Source organism: Acinetobacter sp. YH12052 (assembly GCF_013419835.1).
Taxonomy (GTDB): domain Bacteria; phylum Pseudomonadota; class Gammaproteobacteria; order Pseudomonadales; family Moraxellaceae; genus Acinetobacter; species Acinetobacter amyesii.
This window is the reverse complement of the sequence record NZ_VOZI01000002.1, coordinates 1-17,452: the sequence shown is the minus strand read 5'-3', so window position 1 is coordinate 17,452 and position 17,452 is coordinate 1. Positions and strand designations below refer to the sequence as shown.

General features: G+C 39.1%; 15 protein-coding genes and 1 pseudogene. 13 read left to right on the top strand and 3 right to left on the bottom strand.

Annotation, left to right across the window (positions count from 1 at the left end; translation table 11 throughout):
- Nucleotides 1–79: 79 nt before the first annotated feature.
- Nucleotides 80–1,285, bottom strand: coding sequence for a 3-(3-hydroxy-phenyl)propionate transporter MhpT (mhpT, locus tag FTU06_RS01350; RefSeq protein WP_180144461.1), 1,206 nt, complete (start codon nt 1,283–1,285; stop codon nt 80–82).
- A gap of 343 nt (nt 1,286–1,628) precedes the next feature.
- Nucleotides 1,629–3,509, bottom strand: coding sequence for a tRNA uridine-5-carboxymethylaminomethyl(34) synthesis enzyme MnmG (gene mnmG / locus FTU06_RS01345; RefSeq protein ID WP_180003879.1), 1,881 nt, complete (start codon nt 3,507–3,509; stop codon nt 1,629–1,631).
- 253 nt (nt 3,510–3,762) lie between these two features.
- On the opposite strand from mnmG, the gene FTU06_RS01340 reads away from it, so the two are divergent.
- The 10 genes and pseudogenes from FTU06_RS01340 to FTU06_RS01295 all read left to right on the top strand — a co-directional run bounded on the left by FTU06_RS01340 (nt 3,763) and on the right by FTU06_RS01295 (nt 13,278).
- Complete coding sequence (locus FTU06_RS01340) at nt 3,763–4,113, top strand: hypothetical protein (protein WP_078188731.1); 351 nt, start codon at nt 3,763–3,765, stop codon at nt 4,111–4,113.
- A gap of 147 nt (nt 4,114–4,260) precedes the next feature.
- A complete protein-coding gene (locus FTU06_RS01335; protein WP_078188732.1) occupies nt 4,261–5,139 on the top strand; it encodes a bile acid:sodium symporter family protein in 879 nt (292 codons plus the stop codon).
- 75 nt (nt 5,140–5,214) lie between these two features.
- Complete coding sequence (locus FTU06_RS01330; RefSeq protein ID WP_180084298.1) at nt 5,215–6,102, top strand: bile acid:sodium symporter family protein; 888 nt, start codon at nt 5,215–5,217, stop codon at nt 6,100–6,102.
- A gap of 126 nt (nt 6,103–6,228) precedes the next feature.
- Nucleotides 6,229–7,131: a 50S ribosomal protein L11 methyltransferase gene (prmA, locus tag FTU06_RS01325; protein ID WP_180063568.1), complete on the top strand. Its 903-nt coding sequence runs from the start codon at nt 6,229–6,231 to the stop codon at nt 7,129–7,131.
- Between the two features lie 18 nt (nt 7,132–7,149).
- Nucleotides 7,150–8,034 (top strand): DUF3426 domain-containing protein, encoded by an 885-nt coding sequence (locus FTU06_RS01320; protein WP_180054446.1) that lies wholly within the window; start codon nt 7,150–7,152, stop codon nt 8,032–8,034.
- A gap of 392 nt (nt 8,035–8,426) precedes the next feature.
- Complete coding sequence (gene fis, locus FTU06_RS01315; protein WP_001086304.1) at nt 8,427–8,696, top strand: DNA-binding transcriptional regulator Fis; 270 nt, start codon at nt 8,427–8,429, stop codon at nt 8,694–8,696.
- A gap of 95 nt (nt 8,697–8,791) precedes the next feature.
- Nucleotides 8,792–10,366 (top strand): bifunctional phosphoribosylaminoimidazolecarboxamide formyltransferase/IMP cyclohydrolase, encoded by a 1,575-nt coding sequence (gene purH, locus FTU06_RS01310; protein ID WP_180007761.1) that lies wholly within the window; start codon nt 8,792–8,794, stop codon nt 10,364–10,366.
- A gap of 132 nt (nt 10,367–10,498) precedes the next feature.
- A complete protein-coding gene (gene purD / locus FTU06_RS01305) occupies nt 10,499–11,782 on the top strand; it encodes a phosphoribosylamine--glycine ligase (protein ID WP_078193712.1) in 1,284 nt (427 codons plus the stop codon).
- A gap of 86 nt (nt 11,783–11,868) precedes the next feature.
- The gene (locus tag FTU06_RS01300; protein ID WP_180007760.1) at nt 11,869–12,708 is read left to right on the top strand and encodes a TIGR02391 family protein; all 840 of its coding nucleotides are present in this window, start codon (nt 11,869–11,871) and stop codon (nt 12,706–12,708) included.
- Nucleotides 12,709–12,720: 12 nt separating this feature from the next.
- Nucleotides 12,721–13,278, top strand: a pseudogene (locus FTU06_RS01295) (GNAT family N-acetyltransferase).
- 247 nt (nt 13,279–13,525) lie between these two features.
- On the opposite strand, the gene FTU06_RS01290 reads toward FTU06_RS01295, so the two are convergent.
- Nucleotides 13,526–13,849, bottom strand: coding sequence for a pyrimidine/purine nucleoside phosphorylase (locus tag FTU06_RS01290; RefSeq protein WP_180007759.1), 324 nt, complete (start codon nt 13,847–13,849; stop codon nt 13,526–13,528).
- A 647-nt stretch (nt 13,850–14,496) separates the two neighbouring features.
- On the opposite strand from FTU06_RS01290, the gene FTU06_RS01285 reads away from it, so the two are divergent.
- From FTU06_RS01285 to FTU06_RS01275, 3 genes are all read left to right on the top strand, one after another.
- Complete coding sequence (locus FTU06_RS01285) at nt 14,497–15,369, top strand: MetQ/NlpA family ABC transporter substrate-binding protein (RefSeq protein WP_180007758.1); 873 nt, start codon at nt 14,497–14,499, stop codon at nt 15,367–15,369.
- A gap of 75 nt (nt 15,370–15,444) precedes the next feature.
- Nucleotides 15,445–16,470, top strand: coding sequence for a methionine ABC transporter ATP-binding protein (locus FTU06_RS01280; protein WP_078188741.1), 1,026 nt, complete (start codon nt 15,445–15,447; stop codon nt 16,468–16,470).
- A complete protein-coding gene (locus tag FTU06_RS01275; protein ID WP_078188742.1) occupies nt 16,467–17,162 on the top strand; it encodes a methionine ABC transporter permease in 696 nt (231 codons plus the stop codon). The genes FTU06_RS01280 and FTU06_RS01275 overlap by 4 nt, the downstream gene beginning before the upstream one ends.
- The last annotated feature ends 290 nt before the right edge of the window (nt 17,163–17,452 follow it).

Here is a 17,452-nt window from a genome sequence, read left to right as displayed (position 1 = left end):
TAACAAAACTTAGTTTCAGCTAAAGATATTTATTCAATAAAAAAGGAGCCGTAGCTCCTTTAAATATGACTGATTTCGATTATTTCTTGAGGGATGATTTATAGGCAGATAATGCAGCCACCGCGATAGCCGACAAAGCAATACCCGGCGCACTTGCAATTAAAATACCTGTCGTTCCTAGACCTAGCGCCAAAATCTTGCCTGTAAGTAATGGACCTGTCATTGCACCCAAACGTCCCCATGAAATTGCACTTCCCACACCTGTCACTTTCCCAGCTGGTGTATAGAAAATTGGAGAGATCCCATACAAAATCGATTGACCACCTGTAGAGAAAATTCCGCCCATGATGCCTGCAGCAATGAGTACAGGAATGGAATTTGTTGTAAACAGCACAAACAATGCCACAAACAAACCTGAATAGATAATCACTGCCATTTGCCATAATTTTAGGCGATCCAGCAAGTAGCCTAAACCCAGCGTACCAATCACTGCGCCCACTTGGAACATCAACATGATCATAAAAGCTTGTTGCTTTTCCAACCCTTGTTCCATAAGCAAGTTAGGCAACCAACTGATCAGAATATAGTTCACCATTAAGGTAAAGAAGAAACTCAGCCAGAGCGGCAATGTATACTTATAACGCTGTTCAGCAAAAAGGATTTGCCCCATCGGTGGAACCGTTTCCTTGGTTTCTGCCTGAACTTTTTCTGTACGCTTATCTTTTAAGATAATCGCCATGAATGGAATCAAGATTAAAGGCGTTAAACCACCAATTAAAAATAGTGTATGCCATGAGATATCTTTAAAGACAATACCCAAGCCAGCAACAAAGATTGCACCTACGGGTAAGCCACAGTACATCAAACTATTTAAGCGCCCACGGTTAGCATCCGTCGCTTCATCACCCACCACCGAGATCATCGTTGGCATCGCAGCACCCAAACCTAAACCTGTAAAGAATCGTGCGATATATAAAATTTCAATGCTTGGTACAACTGCCGTGATAGACATAAATACACCGAAGATAAAAATCGACAACATCAGGACTTTCTTCTGCCCCAAATAGTCAGCGACACGCCCCCCAAAGAACGCGCCAAATAACATACCAAACACACCTAAGCTAAACACATAGCCCATTTGCACTTGATCTAAGGAAAATGTCGCTGCGATTCCTTTTGCTGCGATACCGGGCGCTTGCAGGTCAAAACCTTCAAAAAATGCTACCCAGAAACACAAAAATACCGTTAGAAATTTTTGCATTTTTCCCGATTGTTGATTTGCCATAATCGAACTCCATTCATGTAGCGTAAACCCACTTGTACGCCATGCCCTGAAGTTTCGGCTTTATTGGGTAGAATAAATACCACTACAAAGGTCGGAATTCACACGACCAAAAGCCCACCATTAAAACCTAAAACTTTGTATATCAATATTTTTTAGATCTTATTTTTTGTATTTATAATTAATTATCAATCACTTAGGTTTATGAAAGGTTTTAATAATCAAACCATAGCTAAAACTAATGATGATCAAAATATTCATTTAATCCGATCAAATAGCAACAGCCAATAATTTATTGGCAATAAAAAACCCGCTCAGTTGCGGGTTTTTTATTTAACTCAAAATCTTATGCAGATTTTTTCGCTTGGTTATTCTTACGAATCGTAATCATCACCAATTGAACAGCCGCAGGTGTTACACCTGGAATACGACTTGCTTGTGCCAATGTTTCAGGCAATACATTTTTCAGCTTCATGGTGATTTCACGTGAAAGACCAGAAACGACATCATAATCAAAATCAGCAGGAATACGTGTATCTTCCAAACGCTTCATTTGCGCAACGTCTTCTTGCTGACGGTTAATATAACCCGCATATTTCACTGCAATTTCAATTTGCTCACCCACAAATGCTGAAACTTCTGAACCCGTCAATTCAGCAATTTGCGCAAAGTTGATATTTGGACGTTTTAACAAATCAATTGCATTGGTTTCTTTAGACAGGTCATCACCAGTCATTTCAACGAATTTTTTGCCTAGTGGATTGTTTGGCGCTGCCCAAAGGTGTTGTAAACGACCTTTTTCAGTTTCAACAGCTTCCATTTTTTGGCAGAACGAATCCCAACGCGCATCATCTACCAGACCCATTTCACGGCCAATTGCTGTTAAACGCTGATCCGCATTGTCTTCACGCAACATCAAACGGTATTCCGCACGCGAAGTGAACATACGGTACGGTTCTTTAGTACCCAAAGTAATCAAGTCATCAACCAATACACCCATGTACGCTTCATCACGTTTTGGTGTCCATTGCTCTTGATCCCATGCACGACGTGCTGCGTTTAAGCCTGCAAGCAAACCTTGCGCACCCGCTTCTTCATAACCTGTTGTACCATTAATTTGACCTGCAAAATACAGATTATTAATCGATTTGGTTTCTAAAGAGAATTTCAATGATTGTGGGTTGAAATAGTCGTACTCAATCGCATAACCTGGACGCAAAATGTGCGCATTTTCCATACCACGAATCGAGCGAACCAATTCAAACTGAACATCGAATGGTAAAGAAGTTGAAATACCGTTTGGATAAAGCTCATGTGTGTCCAAACCTTCAGGTTCCAAGAACACTTGATGCGAATCTTTATCGGCAAATTTATGAATCTTATCTTCGATTGATGGGCAGTAACGTGGACCTACACCTTCAATCACACCGGTATACATTGGTGAACGGTCTAAGCCGCCACGAATGATATCGTGAGTTTTCTCGTTGGTATGTGTGATATAGCAATTGATTTGCTCAGGATGCATCGACGCATCACCCATGAATGACATAGTCGGAGATGGGAAATCACCCGGCTGTGGCGTCATTACAGAGAAATCAACTGATCGCGCATCGATACGTGGCGGTGTACCTGTTTTTAAACGACCTACAGGTAAGTTCAATTCACGAAGGCGCGCAGCCAATGAAATTGAAGGAGGATCGCCCGCACGACCGCCTGAAGCATTATTTAGACCTACGTGGATCACACCACCCAAAAATGTACCTGTAGTCAATACAACAGTTTTCGCATCAAAGCGAATACCCATTTGGGTGACTACACCTTTAACGGTATCGCCTTCAACAATAAGGTCATCAGCTGCTTGTTGGAAAATATCCAAGTTAGCTTGATTTTCGAGGGTTTCACGAATCGCAGCTTTATAACGAATACGGTCAGCCTGTGCGCGAGTCGCACGAACAGCCGCACCTTTACGTGAGTTTAAAATACGGAATTGAATACCACCTTTGTCGGCAGCCAATGCCATAGCACCGCCAAGCGCATCAATTTCACGTACTAAATGTGATTTACCAATACCACCAATGGCTGGGTTACAGCTCATCTGCCCTAAAGTCTCAATATTATGAGTTAAGAGTAAAGTCTGTCGACCCATACGTGCCGCAGCAAGAGCTGCCTCAGTACCCGCGTGACCGCCGCCGATAACAATGACATCGTAAACTTTAGGATAATGCATAGTGGTAAAGGAGATTAAAAAAGGATGACGGAAGATTATAGCAAAAATTCACCGATAAGTTGACTGATTAACTCGATTTTATTGTTATTGACTACTGCTTTATGCCTATATATTTCTTTATGAACATACATACTTTGCATATTCCACATAAAAATATACATTTCTCAAGCAAATGTTACTCGAAGATTGTTGTTTTATTCTGATGATTTTTTATTCTGTTATAGATCCCATGAGAATCATAAGGACTATAAGCATGAATAAGAATATTTTGCTATCCACGGTTTTATGCGGTTTATGTTTATCACCACTTGCTGCCTCAGCCAATGATAAAGTTGAGAAAGTGTATGATGCACAGCGATATCAACAAGTCTGTAAAGGTAAAAGCCAAGGCGCTCAAGTATCATTTGCCTATCGCGGTATTATCTGGAATGGTACCTGCGAACCACAATTTTTTAGCTCTTCCAAAAATGCAAATCTGCATGGCGAAGAAGCAGAATTATTAAGCACATGTAGTGCAGATGCAAAAGCCACTACTGCAACGATTAATGGACAAGAAATTAAAGGAAAATGTGCTTTAGGGTTCACTCCTCCTCGTCCTAAATAAACAGTTGTCGATAAAAATATCGACCAATTAACAGATCAAAAATAAAGCGGGTAAAACATCAGTTTTTACTCGCTTTTATTTATTGCTTATTTATTAAACTGAGATAAACTCAAAAATACTATAAGGATAAAAATATCAGGAAATTCCATGGATTCGGGATTATTTGCTTTTTTTCTACCCATTGCTTTAGCCATTATGATGATGGGTTTGGGGCTTGAACTTTCAGTCAAAGACTTTTTACGCGTTGGACGCTATCCAAAAGTTATTTTCATCGCTTTATTTACTCAGCTTATTCTACTGACCAGTATTGCTTTTTTCCTTTGTAAGTTACTTGAGTTACCCCCTTTGCTCGCGGTCGGGCTCATGTTGCTTGCGGCTTCACCCGGCGGCCCCACTGCTAACCTTTTTAGCTACCTATATAAAGGTGACGTTGCATTAAACATTAGCTTAACAGCCATCAACTCAGTTGTTTCGTGCTTTACACTGCCTTTTATCGTCAACCTATCCATTTTGCATTTTGTTGGTGAAAGCACTAGCATTGGTATGCCTATCGACAAGATCACCCATGTATTTCTGATTATTTTGATACCGGTATGTTTCGGTATGTTTATTCGCAACTCCTTTCCGACCATTGCGTATCACATCAACAAACCGATGCGAATGTTGTCTATTTTCTTATTAATTCTTATCTTTACACTCGCAGTTTTGCGTGAACAATCCAACATCATTACGTATTTTGCCAGCGTCGGCATTGCGACCTGTTTACTCTGTTTCAGTGGCTTATTTTTGGGTTACTTAATTCCATTCCTCGCAGGTGTACCGGAAAAGCAGGCACGTGCGTGTACCTTTGAGATCGGCATTCATAACACCAGTATCGCGTTAACTATCGCACTGAGTGTGCTTGAAAACACCACAGTGGCGATACCTGCCGGTGTTTATTCTATTTTTATGTATTTATTGGCGACCTTATTTGGTTTTATTTTGACACGCCGTGGCAGCCACCTGATTCAACAAGTGAAAACATAAACTATTTTTTCTAACGCAATCACCATAAGGACTTTGGTGAAAAACCATTAAATATGCTCAAGGAGAATAAATACGATGGATTCTGGAATTATTACGGTTCTTTTGCCATTAGCACTGGCCTTTATTATGATCGGGCTTGGGCTAGAACTTACCCCCAAAGATTTCGCACGTGTCACCAAACATCCTAAAGCCGTGTTAATCGCTTTATTCTGCCAACTCGTGTTACTTGTCGGCGTTGCCTTTTTATTATGTAAACTGCTGGCCTTGCCACCACTCCTTGCAGTCGGCTTGATGCTACTCGCAGCCTCACCCGGTGGTAGTACAGCTAACTTATTTAGTTATTTATTTAAAGGTGATTTGGCATTAAATATTACCCTGACTGCCATCAACTCTGTCATTGCGGCATTAACCCTTCCATTGATCGTGAATTTTTCGATCATGCACTTCATGCAAGAAGGGCAACAAATCAGTCTGCAGTTTGGAAAAATCCTCCAAGTTTTCGGCATCATTATCATCCCTGTCGGTATAGGCATGCTGCTTCGTCACTATGCACCTAAACTGACTGAGAAACTGCATAAACCACTCCGTATCTTTGCTGTGGTCTTTCTCATCTTAATTATTATCGGTGCTATTTACTCTGAACGACAAAATATTGCGGCTTATCTAACTCAAGTTGGCTTAGCAACGGTTCTATTCTGCATCTTCAGCTTATGTATCGGTTATTTTGTTCCAAGACTGTTCGGTATCAATAGTGCTCAGGCACGTGCATGTGCATTTGAAATCGGGATTCATAACAGCACGTTGGCCATGACCATTGCCTTAACAGTGATGGCCAGCTCTGCAGTTGCAATGCCTGCGGCAGTATATTCAATCTTTATGTACATCTTTGCCGCTGTATTTGGCTTCCTAATTACACGTTTTGCACCAATCTCGACAACGACAACCGAAACAATTAAAAGTTAAGGCACTGAAAAGTTAAAAGGATGCCACGTGCATCCTTTTATTTTTTGTCAATTTTGATAATCGCTAGCTGCAAGTTGCCGAGTTCCGTTACAATAGCTTTTTATAAAACTCATTTAGGTTATGTCCGTGAAGTGGTTACAAATTCATATTACTGTTGAAAAAGCTCAAGTTGATTACACTGAAACGCTGCTCAGTTCTTTAGGTGCAGTCAGTGTCACGCTAGATGATGCAGAAAATCAGGATTTACTTGAACCACTTCCAGGTGAAACACCACTTTGGAATAAAGTGATCGTAACTGGTATATATGCACAAGAAGATGATGAAGAAATTGATGTTGCAGCATTAGAAACATTTATTAAAGCTCAACTTCCTGATGCGCCAATGCGTAGCGAATTCATTGAAGACCAAGAATGGGAACGCACATGGATGGATGCTTACGAGCCTATCCAAATTGGTGAAAAATACTGGATCGTACCAGAATGGATGGAAGCGCCAGAAGCAGACGCCGTAAACATCAAACTAGACCCAGGTCTGGCATTTGGTACTGGCAACCATGCATCAACATTCTTATGCCTACAATGGTTAGGTAAAGTTGATCTAAAGGATAAAATCGTAATCGACTACGGTTGTGGTTCTGGTATTTTAGGTGTTGCCGCTTTACTTTTGGGTGCAAAAAAAGTTTATGCCACTGATATTGACCCACAAGCCGTTTTAGCAACACAACAAAATGCCGAATTGAATGGTGTGCTCAAAAATTTGTATGTTGGCCTACCTGAAGAGTTCAACCAAGAGCTTGCTGGACAAAAAGCCGATGTGTTTGTTGCCAATATTCTTGCAGGCCCTCTAATGGCTTTGGCTGCAGAATTCTCAACTTTAATTAAATCTGAGGGAGAGTTCGCACTTGCAGGTGTAATTGAAGAGCAAGTTTCTGATGTTTCTAGTGTTTATTCTGAATTTTTTGATATATTAGACGTAGAAAAACGTGACGAAACATGGTGCCGAATTTCGGGTAAACGCCAACAGTATTAAAATTTAAAATGTGTACTTATGAGCGACAAATTAACTAACTGCCCAACTTGTTTTACAACATATAAAGTAACTGTTCCGCAGCTTACTGTCGCTCAGGGCATGGTTTGTTGCCCAAAGTGCTCTACATCTTTTAATGCACTGTCTCATTTGGTGGTAGATAAAGCGTTGTCTTTTTCTACCCCTGAGCAAGAAAATGCACCGCAAAAAAACTCCAATACTATTATTAATGTCAGCGAATTTAATAATACGCTTACACCAGTGACTGTTGAAGAAACACCAACCCACCATTTATTAAAACTATTTGATCAAAAAGTCGAAAACTCTAATATCGATCTAAAAACTTATTTAAATAACTTAAATTATTTCAGCACCGAACCAATCGGCAACCTGCCTGCTGTAAATTGGGCAGAACAGGCTGAAAAAGATAAAAAACGTACACCACTGAATTATTTTATGTGGTTCTGTATTAATGCTTTCTTATTTGGTGCACTTATATTCCAGTTTTTCTGGTTCAATCCACAATATTTAAAAAACAGCCCAGTAATGGGTGCTGCATTTACTGCGGTCTGTGATGTATTCAATTGTTCACGTCTAGAGGAACATTACAGTTTAATTAGTACCAAAAAAGTCAAAATTCGTAGCATTGGAAATAATGAAACACGTTTTACTGGTGAAATGATCAATTTTCATGACCGTAGCCTTGCCTTACCCAATATGAAAATTTCACTAAAAGAAAATGGTGCTGAAATAGCAAACTATACGCTTTTACCTGAAGAGTATTTGGACAAAAGTCTGCATGGCATCCAACGGATCCCAAAAAGTAGTCCTTTTAAATTCCAATTTAGCCTACCAATTGCACGCAAAAGCTTCGATAATTATTCAATTGAGTTGATTCGCCCCTAATATTGGAAAAAACTATTAAAAAAGTAAAAAAAACATAAAAAAAATGCAGTTTTCTTGCTCACTTTTTCCTAGACAATGGTATGATACGCGCCACGAAAGCTTTGTGCTGCAAACTCCTCGCTAATTTTTCACAACAAATACAATCCCAACCGTGCGCTTTAATATTTATTGCGTATTGAGTAGATTTTTTGTTTGTTTTTTAGGCTGTAACAATTATTAATCTATTGTTACGCTTATTTTTCGAACAATTTTGCGAGTTGTGTCAAGCTACAAGTAATGTACAAGTTTTAGAACTCCGCATTAGGAACTAAAACGGAGTTCATTCAAGTTTATAGACCACTTTTAACAAATCACTTTACCCAAGTGATATTTGATTTTTCGGATTAATTCGCATGAATAGCAAATCTCCTATTTTTACTGCACAATCTGATGTCGCTCTTCGTATTCACGTAGATCGCGCAGTTCGCCATTACTTTGCACAATTGCAAGGCGAGCAACCATCTCAGGTATACGATATGGTGCTGGCGGAAATGGAGAAGCCTCTTCTATCTGTAGTTCTTGAATATACACGTGGTAATCAAACCCGCGCTGCTGAGATTCTCGGCTTAAACCGTGGTACTTTACGTAAAAAGTTGAAAGCTCACGGTTTAATGAGTGAATAAATGATAAAATGCTTGCGGCTTCCGCAGGCATTTTTTTTAACCTGCATTTTGCTAATTTTGTTTTAATCTGTTCCTTGAAAACTGTGACGAAGATCATGACTATTAAACGCGCTTTAATCTCTGTGTCTGACAAGACTGGAATTGTTGAATTTGCACAAGAACTTGCTGCTCTAGGGGTAGAAATTTTATCTACTGGCGGAACATACAAATTGTTGAAAGACAATAATGTTGCCGTAGTTGAAGTTTCAGAGCACACAGGTTTCCCAGAGATGATGGACGGCCGTGTAAAAACGCTACATCCGAAAATTCATGGTGGTATCTTAGCTCGTCGCGGTCTAGACGAAGCTGTGATGGCTGAACACAACATCGATGCAATCGATTTAGTTGTTGTTAACCTTTATCCGTTTGCTGCAACTGTTGCAAAACCGAACTGCTCACTTGCTGATGCGATTGAAAATATCGACATCGGTGGTCCGACTATGGTTCGTGCTGCTGCGAAAAACCATGCATCTGTAGGTATCGTAGTAAATGCATCTGACTATGCAACTGTTGTTGAAGAGTTAAAAGCTGAAGGCGCATTATCACATGCAACTCGTTTTGACCTTGCGGTTAAAGCATTTGAACATACTGCACAGTATGACGGCATGATTGCATCTTACTTAGGCGCTCGCGTAGGTAAGGAAGAAGGTCAAGCAGATAAATTTGCGCGTACTTTCAATACTCAATTGAACAAAGTTCAAGACTTACGTTACGGTGAAAACCCGCATCAATCTGCTGCTTTCTATGTAGAAGACACAGCAACTGAAGCATCTGTTTCTACTGCGAAACAACTTCAAGGTAAAGAATTATCTTATAACAACATCGCAGACACTGACGCAGCACTTGAATGTGTAAAATCATTTGCTAAGCCTGCATGTGTCATCGTAAAACACGCAAACCCATGTGGCGTAGCAGTATCTTTAGACGGCATCCAAGCGGCTTATGACCTTGCTTATGCAACTGACCCTGAATCTGCATTCGGCGGCATCATTGCATTTAACCGCGAATTAGATGTTGCAACTGCGCAAGCCATTGTTGACCGTCAATTTGTTGAAGTGATCATTGCTCCAAGCGTTGCTGAAGGCGTGCTTGAAGTGACTGGCGCGAAGAAAAACGTACGTGTACTGGTATGCGGCGAGCTTCCTGCAATTACTGAACGTAAAGCTCAGTTAGATTACAAACGTGTGAATGGCGGTTTGTTGGTTCAAGACCAAGACTTAGGCATGATCACGAAAGATGACCTTAAAGTTGTGACTAAACGTGCGCCAACTGAAGCAGAAATTGATGACTTGATCTTTGCTTGGAAAGTTGCGAAATACGTTAAGTCTAACGCTATTGTTTATGCAAAAGGTCGTCAAACCATTGGTGTTGGCGCAGGTCAAATGAGCCGCGTTAACTCTGCTCGTATTGCTGCAATTAAAGCTGAACATGCTGGTTTAGTGGTTGAAGGTGCGGTAATGGCATCTGACGCATTCTTCCCATTCCGTGATGGCATTGATAACGCTGCAAAAGCGGGCATCAAATGCATTATCCAACCGGGTGGTTCTATGCGTGATGACGAAACGATTGCTGCAGCTGATGAAGCTGGTATTGCAATGGTCTTCACTGGCATGCGTCATTTCCGTCACTAAGTTGGCAACTTGATCATGACAATTAAGCACAGTCTTTTGCTTAATACACTAGATTTCTAATCTTGCATAAAGTCCTCTCCTGCTTTCAGGTTGAGGACTTTATGTCATTTTCGATTCATGGAGTATGAACCGATGAATATTTTAGTTTTGGGTAATGGCGGTCGTGAACATGCATTGGCATGGAAAATCGCACAAGATGACAAAGTTGCAAAAGTATTTGTAGCACCGGGCAATGCGGGTTCTGCAACTGAAAATAAATGCGAAAATGTTGCCTTAAATATTTTAGACAACGCTGCGATTATCGACTTTGCTAAAAACAATGCGGTGGATTTAATCGTGGTTGGCCCTGAAGCACCGCTTGTAAATGGTGTTGTGGATGCTTGCCGTGAAGCGGGTGTAAAAATTTGGGGCCCAACTCAATTTGCTGCACAGCTTGAAGGCTCTAAAGCATTTGCGAAGCACTTCTTAAAACGCCATAACATCCCAACTGCTTTCTATGATGTATTTACAGAAGTAGATGCAGCAAAAGCATTTGTTGAAAAAAATGGTGCACCAATCGTAATCAAGGCAGATGGTCTTGCTGCGGGTAAAGGCGTAATTGTTGCCATGACCAATCAAGAAGCATTTGATGCGATTGATGACATGCTTGCAGGCAACAAATTTGGCGATGCTGGCTCACGCGTTGTCATCGAAGAGTTCTTGGCAGGTGAAGAAGCATCTTTCATTTGCATGATTGATGGCGACAACATTTTGCCAATGGCAACGTCTCAAGATCACAAACGTATCTTTGAAGGTGACCAAGGTCCAAACACTGGCGGTATGGGTGCTTACTCTCCTGCGCCTGTTGTGACTGCTGACGTATTTGAAAAAACCATGAATGAAGTGATGCGTCCTACCGTTGAAGGTATGAAAAAAGACGGTCATGTTTATACAGGTTTCTTATACGCAGGCTTAATGATTGATGAACAAGGTCAACCAAAAGTGATCGAGTTCAACTGTCGTTTTGGCGACCCTGAAACTCAACCAATTATGATGCGTTTAAAATCATCTTTAGTTGATTTGGTTGAAGCTGGTATCGCTGGTAACTTACCTGCGGAAGCTGAATGGGATGAGCGTAAGACTGTAGGTATCGTACTTGCATCTAAAGGCTACCCAGAAACTTCTAGCAATGGTGATGTGATTTCTGGTTTAGACACAGAAATGGCTGATGCAAAAGTATTCCATGCAGGTACAAAAGCGCTTGAGAATGGTGACATTGTGACTGCTGGTGGTCGTGTACTTTGTGTGACTGCTCTAGGCAACACGATTGGTGAAGCACAAGCCAAAGCGCTTGAACTATGCGAAAAAGTGACTTTTGATGGTGTTCAATACCGTAAAGATATTGGTTACCGCGCAATTGCGCGTGAAAATGCTTAATCTTAATTTAAATTAAATAAACAACCCGCCGAGTGCGGGTTTTTTTTGATATATTCAATTAAATATCAAACAAATACTTTATTAAAATGATCTTTAATTTATTTAATCGACCATCTGAAGAAATACAATATTTAGGGACACCTTATACTCAAGATTGTTTAGACGCTATTGGTGTCATTCTCCAAACTCAAACATATATTGAAAAAGCATTACTTTTATCTTGCAATCAAATACATGCATATTTAATCAAATCTAATAGAAATACTTACATTATCAGATCAGGCTTTAGTTCAGGCTATTCTGGTGAAGGACCTAAAGGATTAGCATCATCACTGCAACTTCTTTTAAAGCACAATATAGAAGTTGAAGAAATTAATATTTCTGAAAAATTAATGAAGAAAGTAAATCATAGTTCATTATCAGATGCAGATCTTGAAACAATGTTCACAGCTAGAGTTGTAAGGCCAATTAACATATACGAATACATCTATGCAATTTATAAAACTACGGAATACCAAATCAATAATGACCGTTTCTATCCAACAGAATTACCTTTCCACTTGGTTGATTCTCGAATTTTCGATCTTGCTCTTAAATTTAATGATGATCCCAATTACTCAATCTTAACGGCATATACAAGATTAGAAGATATTGTCAAAGATAAAATTAATGATCATAGTCTGTTTTCTAACAGTCTTTTAAAAACCGCATTCATTTCAGATAAACAACGCAAATCAATTTATTCATGGGATACAAACAATGAAAAGGTTTCAAATGCCCTAGGTTGTCTATTTACCAATATATTTACTGCTTATAGAAATGAACGTGCACATAGTGAAGTTGATAAGCCTTATTCACAACAAATACGTGAATTTTTATTGATTAATGAACTATATTTATTAGAAAGCAAAGCAATTAAAAGATAAAGATGAATTAGCATGAATCAGTTTATCGCAACGCCTCGCCTCATCCTCCGCCAATAGAAAGACTCCGACACTGCCCCATTTATCCAAATGTGTGCAGATGACGACGTCATGCGTTATTTTCTAAAAAAACTCGATGCTTCAGAAGCCACCACATTTATGCAGCGCCTACGCGATGCAATAGAAACACGTGGTTGGGGTTTATATGCCGTTGAGTTGAAAGCCACAGGCGAATTTATTGGTTTTATCGGCTTACACGTACACCCACCTGAGTTTGAAATAGTCGATGCACCTGAAATCGGCTGGCGACTACTACCGCAATATTGGCATCAAGGTTATGCCACCGATGGAGCAAAAGCTGTACTCAAACATGCTTTTAGAAACTTAAGACTAGATAAAGTTATTTCCTTCACTGCAAGTTTGAACACACCATCAGAACGTGTGATGCAACGCATTGGTATACAAAAAATCCGTGAATTTAATCATCCACGTGTAGCTGCGGATCACCCATTAAACCGTCATGTACTCTATGAAATACAGCGTAGTGACTATTTACACATTCCATTTTGCTAATTGAATATTTATTCACAGCAAAACCAAAGCACATTAACTCTGCCAAACAGTGGTTATAGATGATGTTAAAAAGCTTAATTTTAGTCACCGCAGGATTTCGTATAAGACAGCAAAATCATTCATGTAATCATATAAAAAACCCCGCTAAGTGCGGGGTTTAAACTCTAAACATAACAATTGCTATGACTTAGAAATAAAAAATCATAAGTTGGAAAGCTGAAGCAACTGCAAACCTGTCTAAGCATGCTTAATCAAAATGGCATACATAATCAACGACATCAGTACATTGCACTTTAAAAATAGAATCTTGTGGAACAATAAAGCTTTCGCCAGACGTATATTGAACAAACTCGCCCTGCTCCCCAATTTGCACGACACACTGCCCAGATGTGATTTCAACACGCTCTTTCACATGTGCCTCAAACGTCATGGGTTGGTTTGATGGCAAAAATACACCGATGGTTTTTTGACTACCATCTTCCATTTTTAAAACATGGCTCACCGATCTACCGCCATCATAATGAACCGTAGGCTTTTTTACAACTGAGACGAAATCAAACTGATTTGACATAGCGTGCCTCACATAGTAATTTATTATGATCAATTATTAAGCAGTTTATATTAAACAATGTAGCGGATTCAATATTCCTCAGATTTAGATCTAAGATTTTGAAAAACCATGAATCAGAGTTGAACTTCAAATATATCAATAAAGATTTCAATGCAGATTAGATTGAAGCTCTCCGTTATTTTCACATATGAATGTTACAAATTTTGTGAATGACAGGACTTATTTCATATTTTCAGCAATACATTTTAAAATTTGTTATATAGACCTAAACATATACAAATGACGTACTTAAATAGTTTAATTATAAATAATATATTGTTTTTACTTATTAAATTATTTAATTAAACATATTCCATTTACATTTTTGCTGCTAAGCATAACTTTTTAAATCACTATATTGAATAATAAAAAATTGATATGATGCCTAGCGAAATATAGAGATTTACTTTATTAAATCTTTTGTTTACAGCAGCTTGCAATGGCTATCTTTTCCCATTTGGAAATAGACTCAGATCTAATTGTATAAGTCTGTGTAGCATTTTAAATTATTAAGCATCTATCAGCCTGTCTGATAAAAGACTTAAGTAAATCTCTCCATAATATGATTTGTGAATTTATTAATTTTATAAATTTACTCGGGTGAATATATGAAAAAGCTCCTAGGATTAGTTCTCGGTTTATCTGTTGGCCTTTCAGGCTGTGGTAAACAAGAAGCTCCTGCAACTGACGCCGCACAACAAAAAGACACTGCAGAAGTGCAAACCGTTACCATGGCTTCGACTGGTTCAGATGCTGATATTTGGCGCTATATTGCTACGCTTCCTGAAACTAAAGAAGCTGGCATTAAACTTGAAGTGAAAAACTTTACTGACTATGTGTCTATGAACACTGCTGTAGCGAACAAAGAAATTGATGTTAATGCATTCCAGTCATATGCCTATATGGTTGCGTTTAACGACAACAATAAAGATAAAATTGCACCGCTTTCGACAACTTATTTAGAACCAATGGGTATCTATTCAAGCAAAGTTAAAAAACTTGAAGAGTTTAAAACAGGTGCAACCATTGCGATTCCAAATGATGGCGCAAACGAATCACGTGCATTGTTACTACTTCAATCTGCTGGCTTAATCAAACTTAAAGCTGATTTTGACGATGTAAAAGGTACACCTGCTGACGTCACTGAAAATGCGAAGAAAATCGTAATCAAGCCAATCCAAATGGCGACTGCGGTTCGTGTTAAAGACGAAGTTGATGCGATTGTTTTGGGTAATACCCTTGCAATGGAAGGTGGTTTAAACGTACTGAAAGATGCGGTTTACTATGAGCCAATCGATCAAAGTACAAAAATGAACGTGAATATTCTTGCTGTTGCTGCTGACCGTCAAAATGACCCAGTTCTACAAAAAGTGGGCGCGCTTTACCACACTCCAGCAGTTAAAGCTTACATCGATGAACATTTTGGTGGTACTAAAATTGATGTAAACAAACCAACTAGCTACCTCACTGAAGCAAAATAGTAATATAATTTCTTCAAATAAACAGGCAAAGTTTACTTTGCCTGTTTTTTCATTTTTGAACCCTTTTTTGACGCTATGATCCAATTTAAAAATATCTCCAAGCATTTTGAGCTAAAAGGCCAAACCGTTACAGCACTGGATCAGATTAATCTGGACATTCCAGATGGCTGTATTTTCGGTTTAATTGGCTACAGTGGTGCAGGCAAAAGTACCTTAATCCGTTTAATTAATTTGCTAGAACGTCCGAGTGAAGGGCAAATTATTATTCATGATAAAGACTTTACTGCTTTAAATTCGGCAGAGCTGCGTCAAGAAAGAACCAATATTGGCATGATCTTCCAGCACTTCAATTTACTGCAAACCAAAACTGTTGCAGAAAATATTGAAATGCCGCTTAAACTTTTAGGTGTAGCTAAAGCTGAACGCCAAAAACGTTTAGAAGAGTTGCTCGAATTTATTGACTTAAAACATAAGAAAAATGCTTATCCAGATGAGCTCTCTGGTGGTCAAAAACAACGTGTCGGGATTGCCCGTGCGCTAGCCAATCATCCTAAAATTTTACTGTGTGATGAAGCAACTTCTGCTCTCGATCCGCAAACCACCAAATCGGTATTGGCGTTATTAAAGAAAATCAATCAAGAACAAGGCATTACTATTGTCATGGTCACTCATGAAATGGATGTGATTGAATCCGTTTGTGATTATGTTGCGGTAATGGAACAAGGTAAAGTCATTGAACATGGCTCAACCTTAGAGATTTTTAGTCAACCAAAACACAATACAACCAAAAACTTTATTCAAACTGTATTGCAGCAACAGCTTCCTGTTAATATTTTAAATAATCTAGAAAATCAAAACCATAACAGTATTTATTGTTTAAAATTTCTGGGCAGTTCGGCACAGGAAACCGTCATTCAAGCGGTAATTAAACAGTTTGATATTAGCCTGAATATTTTGTTTGCCAATATGACTGAAATTAATGGTGCGGTGATTGGACAAATGTTCGTTCAGCTATTAGGTGATGCAGCATTGATTCAACAAGCGGTGGCGTTCTTAGAACAACATGGCGTTGAAGTCACTCAAGCAGGAGTTCAGCAATGAGAGATTTAATTGTTCAATGGCTGACTCAAATTACAGCACCCTTTTGGAAAAGTTCTTTGTCTATGGATCAGTTCGTCACTGCCCTACAAGAAACTTTTCACATGGTGTTCTTTGCCATGCTCTTCGGCTGTATATGGGGTTTTATCCAGGCTGTGATTTTATATGTCTCACGTCCACAAGGCATTTTGCCTAACCGTGTCATCTACCATGGTTTGAACCCGATTGTGAATGCGCTGCGTTCATTGCCATTTATTATCCTCCTGATTGCGGTCATCCCTTTGACCAAAGTCATTGTGGGTACTTCAATTGGTACTTGGGCTGCAATTGTTCCTCTCACAATCTATGTTGGTCCTTACATTGGTCGTCTGATTGAAACTTCGTTGCTTGAAGTGAATGACGGCATCATTGAGTCTGCTCAAGCGATGGGTGCATCTCCGCTGCAAATCATTACTAAATTCGTCCTACCAGAGTCTCGTAGCTCTTTAATTTTAAACTTAACGACTGCAACCATTAGCTTAATTGGTGCAACAGCCATGGCGGGTGCAGTAGGTGCAGGCGGTATCGGTGATCTTGCCATTTCTTATGGTTATCAACGTTTTGATAGTAGCGTGGTCATCATGACCGTCATTGTATTGTTGATTTTGGTACAAATTGTTCAAAGTCTGGGGGACTGGTTATCGAAACTGCGCTAAGCCTGCATAATTCATATATTTAAGCTCTCCTCGGAGGGCTTTTTAGTTTCTTAGATTCTAAAATTTAGTTTTTAATGCCGCAATTAAACCAAAATTTTTTTTAGTTTTAAATTATTTTGACGGCAAATTAGCAACACCATAAAATTTAAAATATAACCTTCAATAGATCTCTTTCATAAATCAAAAAACGATCTTCTTTTTGGTTAATATTTGCACTCCGGATTTCTTAGCATTCGTGCATAATCTGCGGATGAAATACATCGATTCAAACAAGCTTTCTGATCCTCAGT